Genomic DNA, 13882 nt, shown 5'->3' with positions numbered 1-13882 from the left:
ACTATTCTTCGGGATTCAATCCTTGCATCAACTCAAATTTTTTATCGGCTTGATAGTTAAACATTTCTAGTTCATCAAAGGTCGCCAACTCAACCTCTTCGCGCGTAGCAATCCCCATCTCAACTGGCCACTCATACTGCCGATTATTCCGATAGGCAAGCTCCAATTGCATTCCTTTTCGATTACTTGCGCAGCCACTCGCCAAGAAACCGATCAGCTTCGTCCATGACCTTGCCATAACCATCATGTTCATCCCAGTAATCCCAATCCGTCTTAGGTTCCACAATTACCGTTTTCATAAGGCCTTCATTGTACGTGGTATTATCAATAACTCCGTTCCCCATGCGCGCAAAGTCTACGAGGTTATGGGCCTTCTTTAAACCAGGGAAAAAGAACGTGTAGTCTTTGGGACCATCGAAATCTTCAACCGTAATAGTTTCAGTTTTACCAATTCGCTTCAGTGGTACTCGCTCTGCTTCATCACGTTTTTGTCGTGCCTTAGCCACCTCGTTGGTCGCCTTAGTGTCTTGAGATACAGTCTTCTTTGCTTCAGTCATTTGTAATCATCCTTTACAATAAATTTTTGGTACAAAAAACGCTCAGGGAGTCGAACCCTAAGCGCTCACGGTTATTCGTTCATTTCATCGTTGTAGTCAATGCACAAGATTACCCATGCTTTAACGCCAGTTTTGGTCCCCGCACCAAATGATGGCACCTTTTGGATCTTGGCTTGATTCGAGTAAACCCGTTCGTGTGGCGTCGTAACACTCAATGTAAATTCTTTATGAGCATTAGCGAGAGCCATCAACTTAAGGTTTGCTGGTGAGCCAGCAGACAGGTTAATCGTGATAGTTCCATGAATGTCATTGTTTGTACTAAAAACACCCCAGCCTTGAGCATCAACGTCATAATCTTCAGAGTTGTTGGCTCGTTCACCTGAAACCATGTCTCCGGGTTGATATCCGTACATAGGTTCACTATCAGCAATGACCTTGACATCAGTTGCATCGTAATTCCATTTAGCCATTATTTATCACCCCTTTAGTATGGAAAATCGAGAGTACCGCCGACCTTCATGCCATGCACAGCATCGGCAGGCGTATAAGACCAGTGAATCCCGTTGTATTGACGGTTCTTGATGTCCTCAACAGACAGGTCGGCATACTTATCAGCCGTAACTGAATAGTCAGCTGCCTTAGTCGTGGCATCGTAGGCAATGATGCCGTTGGCATAGGCCGTAGAGAGAACCTTCTCAACAACTGCTTGAAGTTGAGCAAATCCAAGATCATCGAAAGTGATCTTATCTTGCGTGTTCAACAAGTCTTGGAGCGCTGACTCAATATTGACCTTGACCCAATCACTGCCATGCAAAACATCGATCCAGTCTCCTGAAGCTGTCCATCCGTTAGAGCTAACGGCCTTTTTCCCCTTGACTACATAGCAAATACCATGAGCCGCCTCAATTGCTGCATACTCGGGATAAGATAAGTCGTCAGTTTCAACGCCCACTAAATCGCCCTTACCTTTCCACGTCACAGAGCCGACTGTCTGGTTAGCTACTCGACCTAAAAAGGCCACTGGAAAGTTATCCGTCGTGGCCTTATGAATGAGGTTAATGGTCCGCTTATTGGTGTAAGCCTTCGCTGCGTCCGGCGTGGTGAACTCCGCAACTAAGAACTTAAAGTTCTGTTCTTCGATGTAGTTGCTCAGTTCCAACTGATCTGCGTCATTGTCACCGATAACAACGGCGAAATGCCAGACACTAAAGAAGTACGCCGCAGCGGCCGCAGAAATTCCGCCAGTCGTTGCCTTCGTGTCAGCACCCGTTGTGGACGCTGTGTAGGTGATCACTTCAATCGTGGTCCCCGCATTCGGTTGTGCGTAGTATGCTGATGCCACCTTATAGATGTCAGTGCCTTCCGCGTAGTCAGCTGCTAAGGCGTCCAAGCTTGAATACACTTGGTCCTTCTGGGTATCACCTTTAATAAAAAGTCCCGGGACCCCTAAGCCAACAGGGATTACCGGGTGGTTGACATCGATCGTAACAGTGATGTCACCAATCTTCGTAGCTACAGTCATTTAGCTACCTCCTTAATTTATATTGTCTAAGTTAATCTTATCGATGGTTGGAATATCTTCATGGAAGCCATCCACTACTCGAAGGTGTAAATCAAACCCAACGCGCCGTTCATAATTGACGGACTGAAAAACGCTTCGGTTGTCGAAAGAATCAACATCGGCAATGACGATATCGTGATCCGTTCGAAGTTTGCGACGCACGTTATCAGATTTGAGATTCTTAAAGAGCTTCATAGCGAGGTCTTGAGCCTTAATGCTGTTGTCACTACAGCAAGTCATTGAGACCGTCAAATCGAACATCTCGCCGTTATTCATTTGCTCCATGTCCTTGATGTAAGGCGTGGTTATTTTATACGTGAAAAAAGGGTAAGCGCGTTGCGGGCCAGAGAAGTCCTGCTCAACTAAGTCACATCCCACTAGTTCTTTGACCTCGTCAATTAAAACATCAGCCAGTGCTCCATACTCAAAAGAACCGTCAGTCATGGTTACTTGCCCCCTTCAGGTCGTACTCGTGCACGTCAGAGTAATCCGTATAATCCCGCTCGTGGTCAACAACGTATTTTCGACCGGTCCGCTTATTTTCAACAATGGTTCCCTTAGGGGCCTCCATCGTTGAATACCAGACAGCATCGTAAGATTGCGTCTCCCCACCCGCGTTATGCTGAACCTCCATGCTGTACAGTGATGTCTTGGATGGCACCACCAGTGGCTCACTGACCTTAACTGGTGGCGATTCAGGGTCCTTAACCCAAGTTCCGTGTTCCAAATGACCGCCCTCGCCATCAGCAGGTAGATACACAAGAAGCGGTATTCCAAATTCCACTAGCATGTCGGCAAACTCTTCATACATCAGACGTTCACCACCTTATATCTCACAGCATCAATAAGATGACCTGTATCTTCCAGTGGTGAGTTAGAACCTTTACGAGCAATAGTTATGGGAGAATTGGCAGGTGATTCAATGGAGCGTATTTTTTGCACGATACTCCGTTGAATGCGATTACCTAAAGATTCCATGATTTTTCTAGCTGTAATACCGCTATCACCCATCCCCAGCTCGATAACTTGATCAACAAGATACTCAACCCAATCATCAACATTTTCGTCAAAGGTAGACCGAATAAAGGATCGCTCTGGGATATGAACTTTCTTTGCCAGATAGAACATCGGGATAAGTCCACCTTTACCATCACTGACAGCAAGAATATTTTTATCCTTAGGTCGAAAAAGTCCCTCAATATCTCGTGCCTTGGCTCCCTTTGGCGCATTCTCGGTGGGAATCGTCAACCATTTGCCGTTTTTCGGTTCAATATCAGCGCCATACTCGTTGGCGGACGCAATCATTTGCATAAACGACCCGTCCTCACCAAATATCCCGACCTGCAGTTGTAGATGACTCAGCTCCGCCATCTCCCGCTCAACGTCTGGAATTCTGTCGAAATCTTCCATCAAATCACCACAATCCTAAGGGAACCGCCATCACCAAACTGGCTCAGCAAGTAGTTGTACCGGTCTGCCCAAGCGTTGACGCCCTTGAAGTATTGCTTTTTCAAATCCCCAACCTGTTTCAGAGAAACACGATCATCCTCACGGCTGATTAGGCTTGCTGCTAGATAGCGACATGCCTGCTCCTGATACTGTGCGGGGAAGCCACGGCTCTGAACCTCGGTCCAAGCGTCATCAATTGCGAGTTGAATAGTATCGTCACTGACCTTCGCCAAGTCCGACCGAATCAGCCGAACGTTCTGGATGGTGCTCTTATCCGCTTCATCCACTTAGACCACCTCTATTCGTCTTCCGGGGTCTTTAATTCAGCAATCCGAGCCTTCAACGTGTCCACCATCTTCTTACGACCGGCGCCGCGTTGTTCATCGGCTAACCACTTGGTCAGTGTCTCAACCGATACGGTGTCCGCAATCTCAGGCAGTGCTTGGTCAAGGGTCATGTCAGTAACACTTTGCACGTCCTTGCCACCTTTACCTTCAACAGCAGATAAGGTGCCCTTTTCAACTAAAAAAGCATTCAACTTGTTCGACTTGATAGCCGTGTTGAATGCTTCGGATTGCTTCTTGGTGAGTTGGTTAGAACCGGGGACCAGTTGCACCCCACCAACGTTGTGAATGAATTTACCCTTATTTTTAACTAACATGGCGTCCTCCTTAGATTCCTGACAGTTTAACGATGGCGTACGGCGTCTTGATTACCAGGCCACCGGTCCGTTCATCATAAGGCACAATCGTGTTAGGATAGTGCGCTTCTTGTGGGAACTGCGTGACGTCACGAGGGAGCAAGAAACCACCGGTTTGTGAAGTGGAATCAAAGATCATCGCACATTCTGAGTTATCCAACCCCTTACCTACCAATGCGGAGGTCGTTTCGATGGAGCTAAACCAGCCAGCGGCATTGATGACTTCCAAAATGGTGCGGGAGTCGTAGTCGCTGTAACGTGAGTTCAAAGATTCATATTGGGCTGGTGCTAAAACTAGCTTCAACCGTGCTTGATTGAACCCTGGAATTACAGTGATTAAGGACTTAGCCTTACGCAAAGTCTCTTGCATCTCTGCCCCAGTAGATTCTGAAAACTTCTTGTCAGCGTTCATTGCCTGAATACCTTCAAGGTTTGTCAGACCGGTGATACCAACCTTTGATTCCCCGTTGAAGATGATGTCATTTTCCTTCTCGGAGATTGCCCGGCGGACCGTTTCAGCTTTATCCGTTTGAAGCGGCTGTCCGGCCATTTGAGCGGCAAATACTTCCTGATACGTGAAGTGAATACCAGCGGCAATAGTGTAGATTGGCTGATAAGCTCGCTTAACGTCTTCGTCGACCATCGGTAAGTCATCGGCCCCGTTGGCAATAACCTTGGCAGCACCGTGCCGAGTCATTAGACTGTATCCGTAGGTCTCTGCCCCTGGATTTACCCCAGGAATGGTTGGAAACAGTGACCGACCAATTAATTCTTCTTGTGGTGCCTTAAGCACCGTCTTTTCCATCGCGATTAAGTCGCGATTTTCAATCATTGCTAATTCTTGTGGCATCTACTGTCGCCTCCTTATGGCAAGTTAATTTGAAGTTGTGCCGTTGAGCCCGCAGTGGCGTCGTCGGCAACAAACTTACCCGCTGTCTTGAACGTCCCCACAATCGTGTCAGCACCTGCAGCCGGCTTGAAGTTCCCAGTCGTCCCGTCAACAGCAGCTGGCTGGCCTTCCGCAACATCGGCCGTGATGGCAACGTTGATGGTCCCCTTACGCAAAACAGGAACCATCTGCTTAGCCTTGTACTTAGACGTTTGTGGTGAATCATCCAAGTTATCGACGTAGTCCTTGGCTACTGCAACGCCATAGAACTTACCATCACTAACGGTCGTAACAGCCCCCGAACTCATTTGAACGGCGGCCCCGGCAGCTACTACTCCTGCAGCAACCGCTGAGTCAACTTCTGTATGCCGAATGTCGGCAATCTTGCCCAACCCAATGTTGGGGTCCATGTACATTTGTGGTCGTGGAATTAATCCCATGAGTTATCCCTCCTTTACTTGTAGGCGTTGGCTCGGTCGCCTTTGAGCTTATCTACCGAGTCAGCTTCGTTTTGATTCCCACCTTGGCCACCCAACGTGTGAGTGAACCCTTTCTTATCTGCCAAGGAAACCGCAGAATCGTAGAATGCATTGATATAGTCGTCAGACTTATCCTTTTCATCAAAGGCATCATTGGTGGTCTTAATGGCAGCCACCTTAACTTCCCGGTCAGTCTTCCCCTTGAAGTCGAAGCTATCACCAACAAAACGAGCTGCGCTAGTCTGAAGTGCAAGCCGTGCGTCAATGCGCTTGTCTAAGGCGTCTTGGTCAAGTTGCTTATCCTGAGCATCCTTGAGTTGCGTCTTTAAGGCATCCCGTTCACCCTTAAGTGAATCGGCTTCCTTTTTAGAGCTTGCCGCTTCGTCATTCGCCCCATTCAATTGCTTCTTTAGCTTTGCAAGTTCAGCCTCTTTAGCGGCCACTTGCTTCTTTAAGTCGTCGTGGGCATCTGCAACATGCTGGTCCACTTCGAATTGTTGGCTATCAATGATTAAATTCGCCATGTGTTTTCCTCCTGTATTCGTGTTGTTATCGCCCATAACAAAAGCCGCACTGTCATGAATTGAAATTCCATGACCTGCGCGGCCTCTATCTACGATAGCAATGTGATTTATCTTGATGTTGCGCTGAGCGGCGTCATACTGGGCTCCGCCGTACTCCCCGGATTCTGTAGGAACGTCAGCATTGAAGCCAATCGAAAGTTCCCGCTTACCCGACTTAACCTGAGCAATCATGTCTGGGTCCGTAATGGTTGCCCCAACTACCAGCTTATTGTCTTCAACGTGGGCGTCACTGTCGGTCATCCCTACAGATAATGCCTTGAAGTTCCGCACATCAACACCCACGTTTGGGTGGTCATTAGTCAATGGCTTGTTGTTGGCAGATTCGATGGTCTCCTTAGAAAATACCTCATCCGGAAGCTTTGCCACTTGGGAGACACTTCCACCATTACGCATATACGGGAAGACTCCGGGACGCGTAATCGGAAACTCGCCATGTAAATAACCTTCAGGCGTTTCAGTATACTTGCCAAGCTCAGCACGATCATAAAATTTCATGCAATCACCTCCTATGGCAATTGCAGAACCTTACCGGGCTTAACCGAGTAGTTCTTCAAGCCATTAATTTGTACAAGTGTGTCTAACGAAATGCCAGCATCAGTGGCAACCCGCCATAGCTTGTCGCCTTCTTTTAAGGTCACGGTCTTGGCCGTACCCTTAGGATTAGTTGCTGGCGCTGCTGGTGTCGTACTCGAAGCATACATGCTAGTAACAGTTTTAGAGCTAGGTGCTGCAGAGCTTGGCGTACTTGCGGCACTAGATGAATTTGTATCTGCCATACTTTCACCTCCCTTCGTTTCGTTATTCTTCTGAATCATCTAATTCGTCATCAAAAACAGGATCACCAGTACAACGGCACCCATAATCTTCTCCGGGTAGCAAGCCAGCCGTGTCGTAGTTGTAGATAATGCCCTCGCGTGCCACATGACTGGCACGTTCACGCTCATCCATCATTCCACGCCATTGAAAGTGGTTAATTCCAGCTGCTTGGTGCCTAGTACGGGTCATCTGACTGTAGATGGTCCCGGACTGGTCCCGGGCAATGAAAGCGGCGCGATTGCGACTCATCTTGCCTTGGTGACGGATTGCTTCCGCCATCTCACCATAAGACTGCCCCTTTGTGACGCCACGATAGATAATCTGCTCAATCTTCGTCGCATAATCATCGCGGATACCCTTGATGTAACTGACATTTTCGGCAATCTTACCTTTGACGTAGCCGTCAAGCTGCGCATCCCCTGCGAGTGGATTAATTGCCATGATTACCGGCTTACCACTAGGAAGCAACGTTGCATGCTTCACTAGCTCGTGAGATTGAATCTGTGACGCCACGTTGGCACGATTACTGGTGTTGATAGCCGACATAAACCGCTCAACCATTTGCTTCGCGTCAGTATCTGTAAAATAACCAAGAATCAGCTCCTTTAACCGGTTAATTAGGGATTCAACCCAGTCGATCATGTCGTCGTTGTAAAGCGAGTCGTTGACAGTTCCTCGGTCAATTACTGGCTTGACCTCTGACTTAAGCAACAGTAGTGTAGTGCTCTCAACTTGGCATACAGCCTTACCGACAGTATGTGCGTATGATTTCTCAATTCTTAGTGGATAACGCGTGTGTGGCACTCTCATGGCTAATCACCGCCATGTTCTTTGCGATAAGCCTCAACTACCGCCCGGCGCTCGTCATCACTCATACTGTCCATATCAACTGAACCATCCGGGTCCATGCCACTGGAACCAAAACGTGCCTCTCGAACCTCTTCAGGTCCTTGCACGCCGTTTTGAATGTAAATCTGGTCGGCCTGAGCGTTTGCTAAGCGAATCTGCGAATCGGTTTGCGAATCAACCGACCACAGCGGGTTAAATTCGATGGACCAGTTAACGGTGTCGGGGTCTAGCGATCCGCCGCACTCATCACTGGCTCGCATAAGCAATTTGAGCAAATATTCCAGCTGTGGTCGCATCTTGTTCTCTTGGTCCGAAGCAATGCGGCTATAGTAGTTCATCACATCATACTGTGCCCCAGTCAGTGTTCCGGCCTCTTGGCCTTTAAGAACCGACTTGGGCATGCGGGCCGCGCCACTAAGGTATTCCCACAAGAAATCAAGCAAGCTGTCAATGCCACCGACGTTGGTTGATTCTTTGGTCAACTCGTCCTTGTCACTAATTAATGCGGTGGACTCAGTTCTAAACTTTGACGAAGCAGCCGCCCCGACCTGCAACAGCTTATCGGGACTCGTGTCGTCAACCGATGGGGACTTGAAAACCTTAAAAACATAGTCGTACAGAATCTCCCCGACTGAGTAGAGCCCTGTATCCATCGTCATCAAGATGTCGTAAATGGTCTCCAATAGCGAGATACCTTCCGTTTCATCTTCGAACCGCAGTTCTTGTTGGCGAAGCAAACGTGACTTATCTACCTGCTGTACCCCATAATAATTTGACCCTTGCACGTCAGCGGTTCCGTTGTTGATCTGATAACTTAGAGCTTGCCCGTAAGTTGGTGAGAAGACGTCATCATCGAACTCGGTCTCGTTGACCTTCTTGGAGCTAAACGCCGTAAGAAATGGGATTCGCAACAGTCTGTCTGGGTTCAAAGGGTCCTCAAGTCCATAATTCCAGCTCTCGGTCGTACTGATAGCAATATACCCCGCTCGGTAAAGCCGCGAGTATCGGTAAAGGTCCTTGAATCGTTTCTGGGCGTTCAATTCATTTAATCGTGCCTCATACTTAGCTGCTAAGGAATTATCGTCCATCTTGATATGCCAGCCATTACGGGTCATATCCTCAGCGGGAATATCCACAATGTTTCGGGCCATCGAATTACCCCGATAAAGTTGCTCCAACTCGTAGTCTCCCAAATGGTGCCCCATCCCCGGTCGCTGCATGTGGAAGGGGTCTGGGTGTCGTGTTCCTGTCGCTGGTGCCTGCTTGGTCTGCATAAAGTCCATAATCAATGGATTACCATCAAGTCCCACAATATCTTTGCTCATTCACTCACCTCCTTGCTTATACAACGCCGAAGCGCTTCTCTAGTGATTCGTATTGAATAATGTACTTTTCTAGTCCGTATCTAAGTGCATCAATAAAGTGATTATTGGCGTCGACCGGCTTATTCAGCCAGTTTCCGTCCTTATCACGATCGAAGACGTAGGTGTTAAACTCTTCAATCGCATGCACACAACTAGGCAGGATGTGAATTCGATAGCCCTGCAAGAAGTTGATCCCATAGTCGATTGAATCAGGGCCTTTAATCGACGCATGCATACGCCGCACGCCTTTAGCCTGTAACTCATCAATCAATCGAGGTTCTGCACAATCGGCCCCAATATCGGACTTTAAGTAGTGGTTATCGTCCAACCAATCGAAGATATCCTGTGTCGTCATGGCCTTCTGATACAACTCTTTAAAAATCCAGATATCCTTGGTCTCACGATTAATAGCAGCTTCAGCAAAGGTCGTGGGGTCATGAGTGAAACCAAAGTCCATTCCATGCCCCACGCCATCCGACTCTGCTACTACCTTATTGACGTCAAAGTCTTCAACAACCCAGTTTTCAAATACAAGTCCCTCAGCAACTCCCCATTTGCCGTCACAGACAATCTGAGCCCGTCTAGGGTTAGTTCGATACAAGTCTAGGTATCTTTGCCTGTCTTGCTTATCAAGCCACTCGTTGACCCTAAAGGTGGTTGTACGAGAAAAAACATCTGGCTTACGCGTCTCCGGGTCAAAAAACATCGGTTTCAGCCAATGTCGCTCCGACCACGGGTTAAAGGTCAAGGTAATTTGCTTGAAAAACTCCTTTTTCCACTGCTCACGTTTAAGAAGTTCATCAGCAGGCACGTACTGGTGATCAGCGTAAGGGTCATCTAGGCCCCCACGAACAGATTCAACAACTGTTTCGAACTTATCCGAGTTTTCGATTTCGTACGCCTCCTCGAACCAGGCCCAGCACAGTAGACCCGTGTCTACATCAACCGAAGTAACTTTCAAGGGATCATCTACATTTTGTTGCGGATAAACCGTTGCCGTTTATCCTCTGCATGTTTCCATACAGATCAGACTATATCTTGACTGCTTAACAGTCCTCCATCTTTCAACCTCACTTGAGGCTTACTCTACTCATCGCATAAAAAAAGCAGACATTTCAGTCTGCTTGTGCGCTTTCGATAGTCGTTACACGATCCTTTGCCAACCCAATTCAAATCGATACCTAGTTCCGTTTTTTGTAACATAACTACGATAACCGTGAGCAACATTACTGACACTTGTTCTCGGTATGTCATAGTATTTGGCGGCTTCTAGAACACTTCCAAATATTTTACCGTCGTTTAAGCACGTGACTTTACGCCGTCTCGGATTAAAATGGCCGCCCCTGTCCTCACCGGGTCGATCATTTAACAAATAACCATCTGGCTTGTACTTGGAGTAATACTGTTCTTCTAAATCAACCATTTCATGCTTATTTTCACCGCTATCGACCCACTCGACAATGACATCTTTATACAATTTCAAATTGTGTGAGTTCATATATTGATGAATTGAAGATTGTTTTTTCATACCGAGTAGAGCTTGCTGGTGTTCTTTCAGTCTTTCCGCTGGTCTTGCTGAACTGCCAACATAAATCACGTGTCCTGTGTTTTTTTCACGGAATAAATATACTAGATACATAAACAGACCCCCTTCTACGGGTCAGTATACTCTGAATAAAAAGTTTTGTTAATAAGGAATCGCTCGGTCTTGTCTGCGTCTCATTCGTTAAGAGTTTAACCGATGTAATGGAGTTTAACGTGGGCTAGTTAGGTCAACCCACGGAAAATAATCTTTTGCCCCGTGGGCAGGTAAGTAATTTCCGGTTTTCCTTCGTTGCATTTGAAAAGGCGACTAACCCCAAGTCGGTTAATCGCCCATTTTAAAACTGTGTAAGTTGAATCGTGATTGGTATTGGAGTACCGACGAACCACCAGTAAGTTTGACCAAGGATACTTCATAATTCGGTAGATGAAGTTTAATGCAGTGGTCCGAGATTTTTTAGAGCCCCGTGACCCCTTGACCACACGATAGAAATGTTTGTCGTGCCAGAATTCGTTGTACCCCTTGCCAATCAGGTACTTAATCTTTATCTTCGGTCGCTTAGCTGTCGTTACCATCGGCATCTCCTCTAATCTCTTCATCATTTTCCGGTACATCGTCAACAAATGTCGGCAAAGGCACATTGGAACCATCGACATCTTTTTTAGCCTTGGTAGCTTCAGCCGTAGCCTTGTCAACTTGTGCTGCTAACAGTCGCTTTCGATCCTTAACCATGCCCTCAGCCACCTCTGCTTCAGCCTTAATCTTGCGTGTCTTGGCAGATTCCAATTCTGGGTTAAGGCCTTTACTGATGCCCAAGACGCGGGTCAGGATGTCGGCAGCCTTCATCGAATCTGAGTTCTTCGTTTTGGTGTCGACCACATCGTCAACATCTTCGTAGACCAGCTTGTCGTACGTGTCCCCATCCGAATTGGTCATGGGAATAGTTCGAGCCTTTCGCAGTGTGACAACAACCTGCTCCAGCTCTTGACGACGCATGATTCGGGTCAGGAACTCCAAGACCTCCTGCTGGCTGGCAACTCGCTCACTAGCAAGTTCTTTAATCCGGGTATCGATGTACTCCTTGATGGCAGGTTTTAGCAGGTTTTCCTGTCCAATGACCCGGGCGGTCTTCTTACTGTATCCCGCGTAAGTAGCGGCTTTAGTGGCATTTCCACACTCAATGTATATGTCTGCGAACTTCTGCTGTTTAAGTGTTAATTTACGTGTCATTACATACCACCACACCTCCATTTGTTTATTTTATGTATTAAAAAAGCACCGCAATTAAGCGATGCTAATTTTTACTTATTGTGTTCTTCCTCTAACTGTTTCAGTCGTGAAATTGCTTTGTTCCAATCTGTTGAAATAAGTCTGCCTGTATTAGCTTGGCTTGTATATAAAATAGGCACCTTGGGAGAAGTTACCAGCCCTTCCTGAAATAACTCTTGACTAATATCTAAAACCTTATTCCCATCCAACCCATAAGATTCAGCTTCCTGTTCCAACTGCTCTGGACTTTTCCCAGACTTAATACTACCAATCAAATATTCATATTCATTGCTGTATGTCATGCAATCATCCTTTCTATAGGATAATATAGCACTTTAAAAGGCTGACACGTTATTTAACAGCCTCCCAATCATCGCTAAATAATTCAATATTTGTTTCTTTCCATGGCACACGTCCAAATCTGGATTGCACATATAAATACGGTGCTGTCATCTTACTGTGCTTATCTGGATATTGAGCAAATATAACAACATCTGGCTTCCATTGAGGGAGCCTCATACCCTTTCCATTTTTCACTTGTTCTAATGCTTCGCCAAAGTTCATTACTATTCCTCCTTAAATTTCGTATTCAACGTTTTCCCACTTTTTATAAGCATCCAGGTAAACTTGCTTTTTGTCTCCGTTATAAGTTAATTCGTAATACATTCCGTCTGATAGTGTTGTACTTAGTAGCGCCTTAGAGTTCTGCAAGGTCTTAGCTGACCAAGCAACGTAAACATCAGCATCCGTGATGTGGACACCATCTGTCTTGTCCATGTGATCATTAGTGTAATCGGCCACTAACTGTTTTGCTTTATTAATGAATTCTTGATTTGTCATTTTTATGCTTCCCTTCAGTAATCTCTTCTACAGAAAAAGCACCACTCTTTTGCGAGTGATGCTTTGCATACTGCTCTCTGACCCACGGGTCCAAATCGCGTTCAATTTTATGCCCTGTTTTAGACGCATATGAGCCGTTTTGCCAATACATGGGTGTTTGTTTGCGTTTTACCATAAGTAGGCTAACCACCCTATTAGGATACCCACAGCAAGTGCCGTAAGCCCTACTATCAAATTCTTAACGTTTTGTCGCCACATAGGGCATCCCTCCCTGGTTAAATCAATCCCGTTCTGTGCGGCTGACCAGGCCAAACTTTGTATTTACCATCTGGTCCATGCTGGCCACCTCCTAATTTTGGGCAAAATAAAAGCATCGCTGCTACGCGACGCCATAAAAAACTTATAAAACAATTTCAAACAACTGTCCGTACGTTTCTTCCAGTCTTACATTTTGCGTTGCTAAACCATGCGCTTGAAGTTGAATATGTTTCCCATTACTATAGGCCTTGAAAGCCGTAGGCGATAAATCAACTGTATATGGGTTCATGGGTTTGGTTGGAATAAAGACTGTTGAGTCATAATCCGGAATACCCTCAATCAAAATATAGGCACGTGAAACAGAAGCTTCGTACCATTTTTTTGCTTGATCAAACTCGTCCAAATTCCATACAAGATGCTCAGTATCAAACTTTTCAAAGTGAATATGAGTACCATAGAGGTGGTAATAATGCAATGGGGCACAGTTATCCAGAACTTCCGAATTCCGTGAAAGTTTCAGCTCATGCATATCGCTTTCAACGTAATCACGTAGCTCTCGAAATTCTTTTAGTGCCTTTTGTCTATCAGACATTTGATTGATTTCATGAGCTCGTTTTGAAATATCATTAACTCTTTCGTCGATTTCCTGCCACGTTACATCTGCCCGTATAATTAATTTTTCCATTTAAAAACCTCCGTATAATTTGTCAACAAATAAATTATA

At 46.2% G+C, this 13882-nt stretch carries 22 protein-coding genes and 2 pseudogenes; all 24 read right to left on the bottom strand.

What is annotated here, in order from left to right:
- Window position 1: 1 nt before the first annotated feature.
- Window positions 2-172, bottom strand: coding sequence for a hypothetical protein (locus EKM73_RS12820; protein ID WP_155275711.1), 171 nt, complete (start codon window positions 170-172; stop codon window positions 2-4).
- Between the two features lie 10 nt (window positions 173-182).
- Complete coding sequence (locus tag EKM73_RS10555; protein WP_225364427.1) at window positions 183-557, bottom strand: hypothetical protein; 375 nt, start codon at window positions 555-557, stop codon at window positions 183-185.
- Between the two features lie 71 nt (window positions 558-628).
- Window positions 629-1027: a hypothetical protein gene (locus tag EKM73_RS10550; protein WP_042750524.1), complete on the bottom strand. Its 399-nt coding sequence runs from the start codon at window positions 1025-1027 to the stop codon at window positions 629-631.
- A gap of 14 nt (window positions 1028-1041) precedes the next feature.
- Window positions 1042-2079, bottom strand: a complete 1038-nt coding sequence (locus EKM73_RS10545) for a DUF3383 family protein (protein WP_125701844.1) — start codon at window positions 2077-2079, stop codon at window positions 1042-1044.
- 12 nt (window positions 2080-2091) lie between these two features.
- Complete coding sequence (locus EKM73_RS10540) at window positions 2092-2562, bottom strand: phage neck terminator protein (RefSeq protein ID WP_097547590.1); 471 nt, start codon at window positions 2560-2562, stop codon at window positions 2092-2094.
- Window positions 2555-2929 carry a hypothetical protein gene (locus EKM73_RS10535; RefSeq protein WP_125701843.1) on the bottom strand — a complete coding sequence of 125 codons (375 nt, stop codon included), beginning with the start codon at window positions 2927-2929 and terminating at the stop codon, window positions 2555-2557. Before EKM73_RS10535 ends, EKM73_RS10540 begins: the two co-directional genes overlap by 8 nt.
- Window positions 2929-3528: a hypothetical protein gene (locus EKM73_RS10530; RefSeq protein ID WP_225364047.1), complete on the bottom strand. Its 600-nt coding sequence runs from the start codon at window positions 3526-3528 to the stop codon at window positions 2929-2931. Before EKM73_RS10530 ends, EKM73_RS10535 begins: the two co-directional genes overlap by 1 nt.
- Window positions 3528-3854 (bottom strand): DUF4054 domain-containing protein, encoded by a 327-nt coding sequence (locus EKM73_RS10525; protein ID WP_125701842.1) that lies wholly within the window; start codon window positions 3852-3854, stop codon window positions 3528-3530. The genes EKM73_RS10530 and EKM73_RS10525 overlap by 1 nt, the downstream gene beginning before the upstream one ends.
- Before the next feature lie 11 nt (window positions 3855-3865).
- The gene (locus EKM73_RS10520; RefSeq protein ID WP_086231918.1) at window positions 3866-4228 is read right to left on the bottom strand and encodes a hypothetical protein; all 363 of its coding nucleotides are present in this window, start codon (window positions 4226-4228) and stop codon (window positions 3866-3868) included.
- Between the two features lie 10 nt (window positions 4229-4238).
- On the bottom strand, window positions 4239-5117 hold the full coding sequence (locus EKM73_RS10515) for an encapsulin (RefSeq protein WP_125701841.1): 879 nt from the start codon (window positions 5115-5117) through the stop codon (window positions 4239-4241).
- Window positions 5118-5131: 14 nt separating this feature from the next.
- Window positions 5132-5596, bottom strand: coding sequence for a structural cement protein Gp24 (locus EKM73_RS10510; protein ID WP_125692895.1), 465 nt, complete (start codon window positions 5594-5596; stop codon window positions 5132-5134).
- A gap of 14 nt (window positions 5597-5610) precedes the next feature.
- Window positions 5611-6714, bottom strand: coding sequence for a DUF2213 domain-containing protein (locus EKM73_RS10505; protein ID WP_125701840.1), 1104 nt, complete (start codon window positions 6712-6714; stop codon window positions 5611-5613).
- An 11-nt stretch (window positions 6715-6725) separates the two neighbouring features.
- Window positions 6726-6995 carry a LysM peptidoglycan-binding domain-containing protein gene (locus EKM73_RS10500; protein ID WP_164508916.1) on the bottom strand — a complete coding sequence of 90 codons (270 nt, stop codon included), beginning with the start codon at window positions 6993-6995 and terminating at the stop codon, window positions 6726-6728.
- Between the two features lie 22 nt (window positions 6996-7017).
- Window positions 7018-7845, bottom strand: coding sequence for a phage head morphogenesis protein (locus tag EKM73_RS10495; protein ID WP_125701838.1), 828 nt, complete (start codon window positions 7843-7845; stop codon window positions 7018-7020).
- 2 nt (window positions 7846-7847) lie between these two features.
- A complete protein-coding gene (locus EKM73_RS10490) occupies window positions 7848-9209 on the bottom strand; it encodes an anti-CBASS protein Acb1 family protein (protein ID WP_125701837.1) in 1362 nt (453 codons plus the stop codon).
- A gap of 16 nt (window positions 9210-9225) precedes the next feature.
- A pseudogene (locus EKM73_RS10485) lies at window positions 9226-10227 on the bottom strand (PBSX family phage terminase large subunit); the annotation flags it as partial.
- A 165-nt stretch (window positions 10228-10392) separates the two neighbouring features.
- Window positions 10393-10887 carry a GIY-YIG nuclease family protein gene (locus EKM73_RS10480; RefSeq protein ID WP_125701836.1) on the bottom strand — a complete coding sequence of 165 codons (495 nt, stop codon included), beginning with the start codon at window positions 10885-10887 and terminating at the stop codon, window positions 10393-10395.
- Window positions 10888-11021: 134 nt separating this feature from the next.
- Window positions 11022-11372 (bottom strand): annotated as a pseudogene (locus EKM73_RS10475) (phage terminase large subunit); the annotation flags it as partial.
- Window positions 11350-12021, bottom strand: a complete 672-nt coding sequence (locus EKM73_RS10470; protein WP_125701835.1) for a terminase small subunit — start codon at window positions 12019-12021, stop codon at window positions 11350-11352. The gene EKM73_RS10470 and the pseudogene EKM73_RS10475, both read right to left, overlap by 23 nt.
- Before the next feature lie 71 nt (window positions 12022-12092).
- Entirely contained in the window at window positions 12093-12362 is a 270-nt protein-coding gene (locus EKM73_RS10465; protein WP_125701834.1) for a hypothetical protein, read from the bottom strand.
- Window positions 12363-12411: 49 nt separating this feature from the next.
- Window positions 12412-12624 carry a Thoeris anti-defense Tad2 family protein gene (locus EKM73_RS10460; RefSeq protein ID WP_125701833.1) on the bottom strand — a complete coding sequence of 71 codons (213 nt, stop codon included), beginning with the start codon at window positions 12622-12624 and terminating at the stop codon, window positions 12412-12414.
- A gap of 12 nt (window positions 12625-12636) precedes the next feature.
- Window positions 12637-12900: a DUF6275 family protein gene (locus tag EKM73_RS10455; RefSeq protein ID WP_125701832.1), complete on the bottom strand. Its 264-nt coding sequence runs from the start codon at window positions 12898-12900 to the stop codon at window positions 12637-12639.
- Entirely contained in the window at window positions 12878-13075 is a 198-nt protein-coding gene (locus tag EKM73_RS10450; protein ID WP_125701831.1) for a hypothetical protein, read from the bottom strand. Before EKM73_RS10450 ends, EKM73_RS10455 begins: the two co-directional genes overlap by 23 nt.
- 225 nt (window positions 13076-13300) lie before the next feature.
- Window positions 13301-13843: a hypothetical protein gene (locus EKM73_RS10445; protein WP_021742274.1), complete on the bottom strand. Its 543-nt coding sequence runs from the start codon at window positions 13841-13843 to the stop codon at window positions 13301-13303.
- Window positions 13844-13882 lie beyond the last annotated feature (39 nt).

This window comes from Levilactobacillus fuyuanensis, assembly GCF_003946395.1.
Lineage (GTDB): Bacteria > Bacillota > Bacilli > Lactobacillales > Lactobacillaceae > Levilactobacillus > Levilactobacillus fuyuanensis.
The sequence above is the reverse complement of the archived record's forward strand: the minus strand, read 5'-3'. Positions and strand labels throughout refer to the sequence as shown.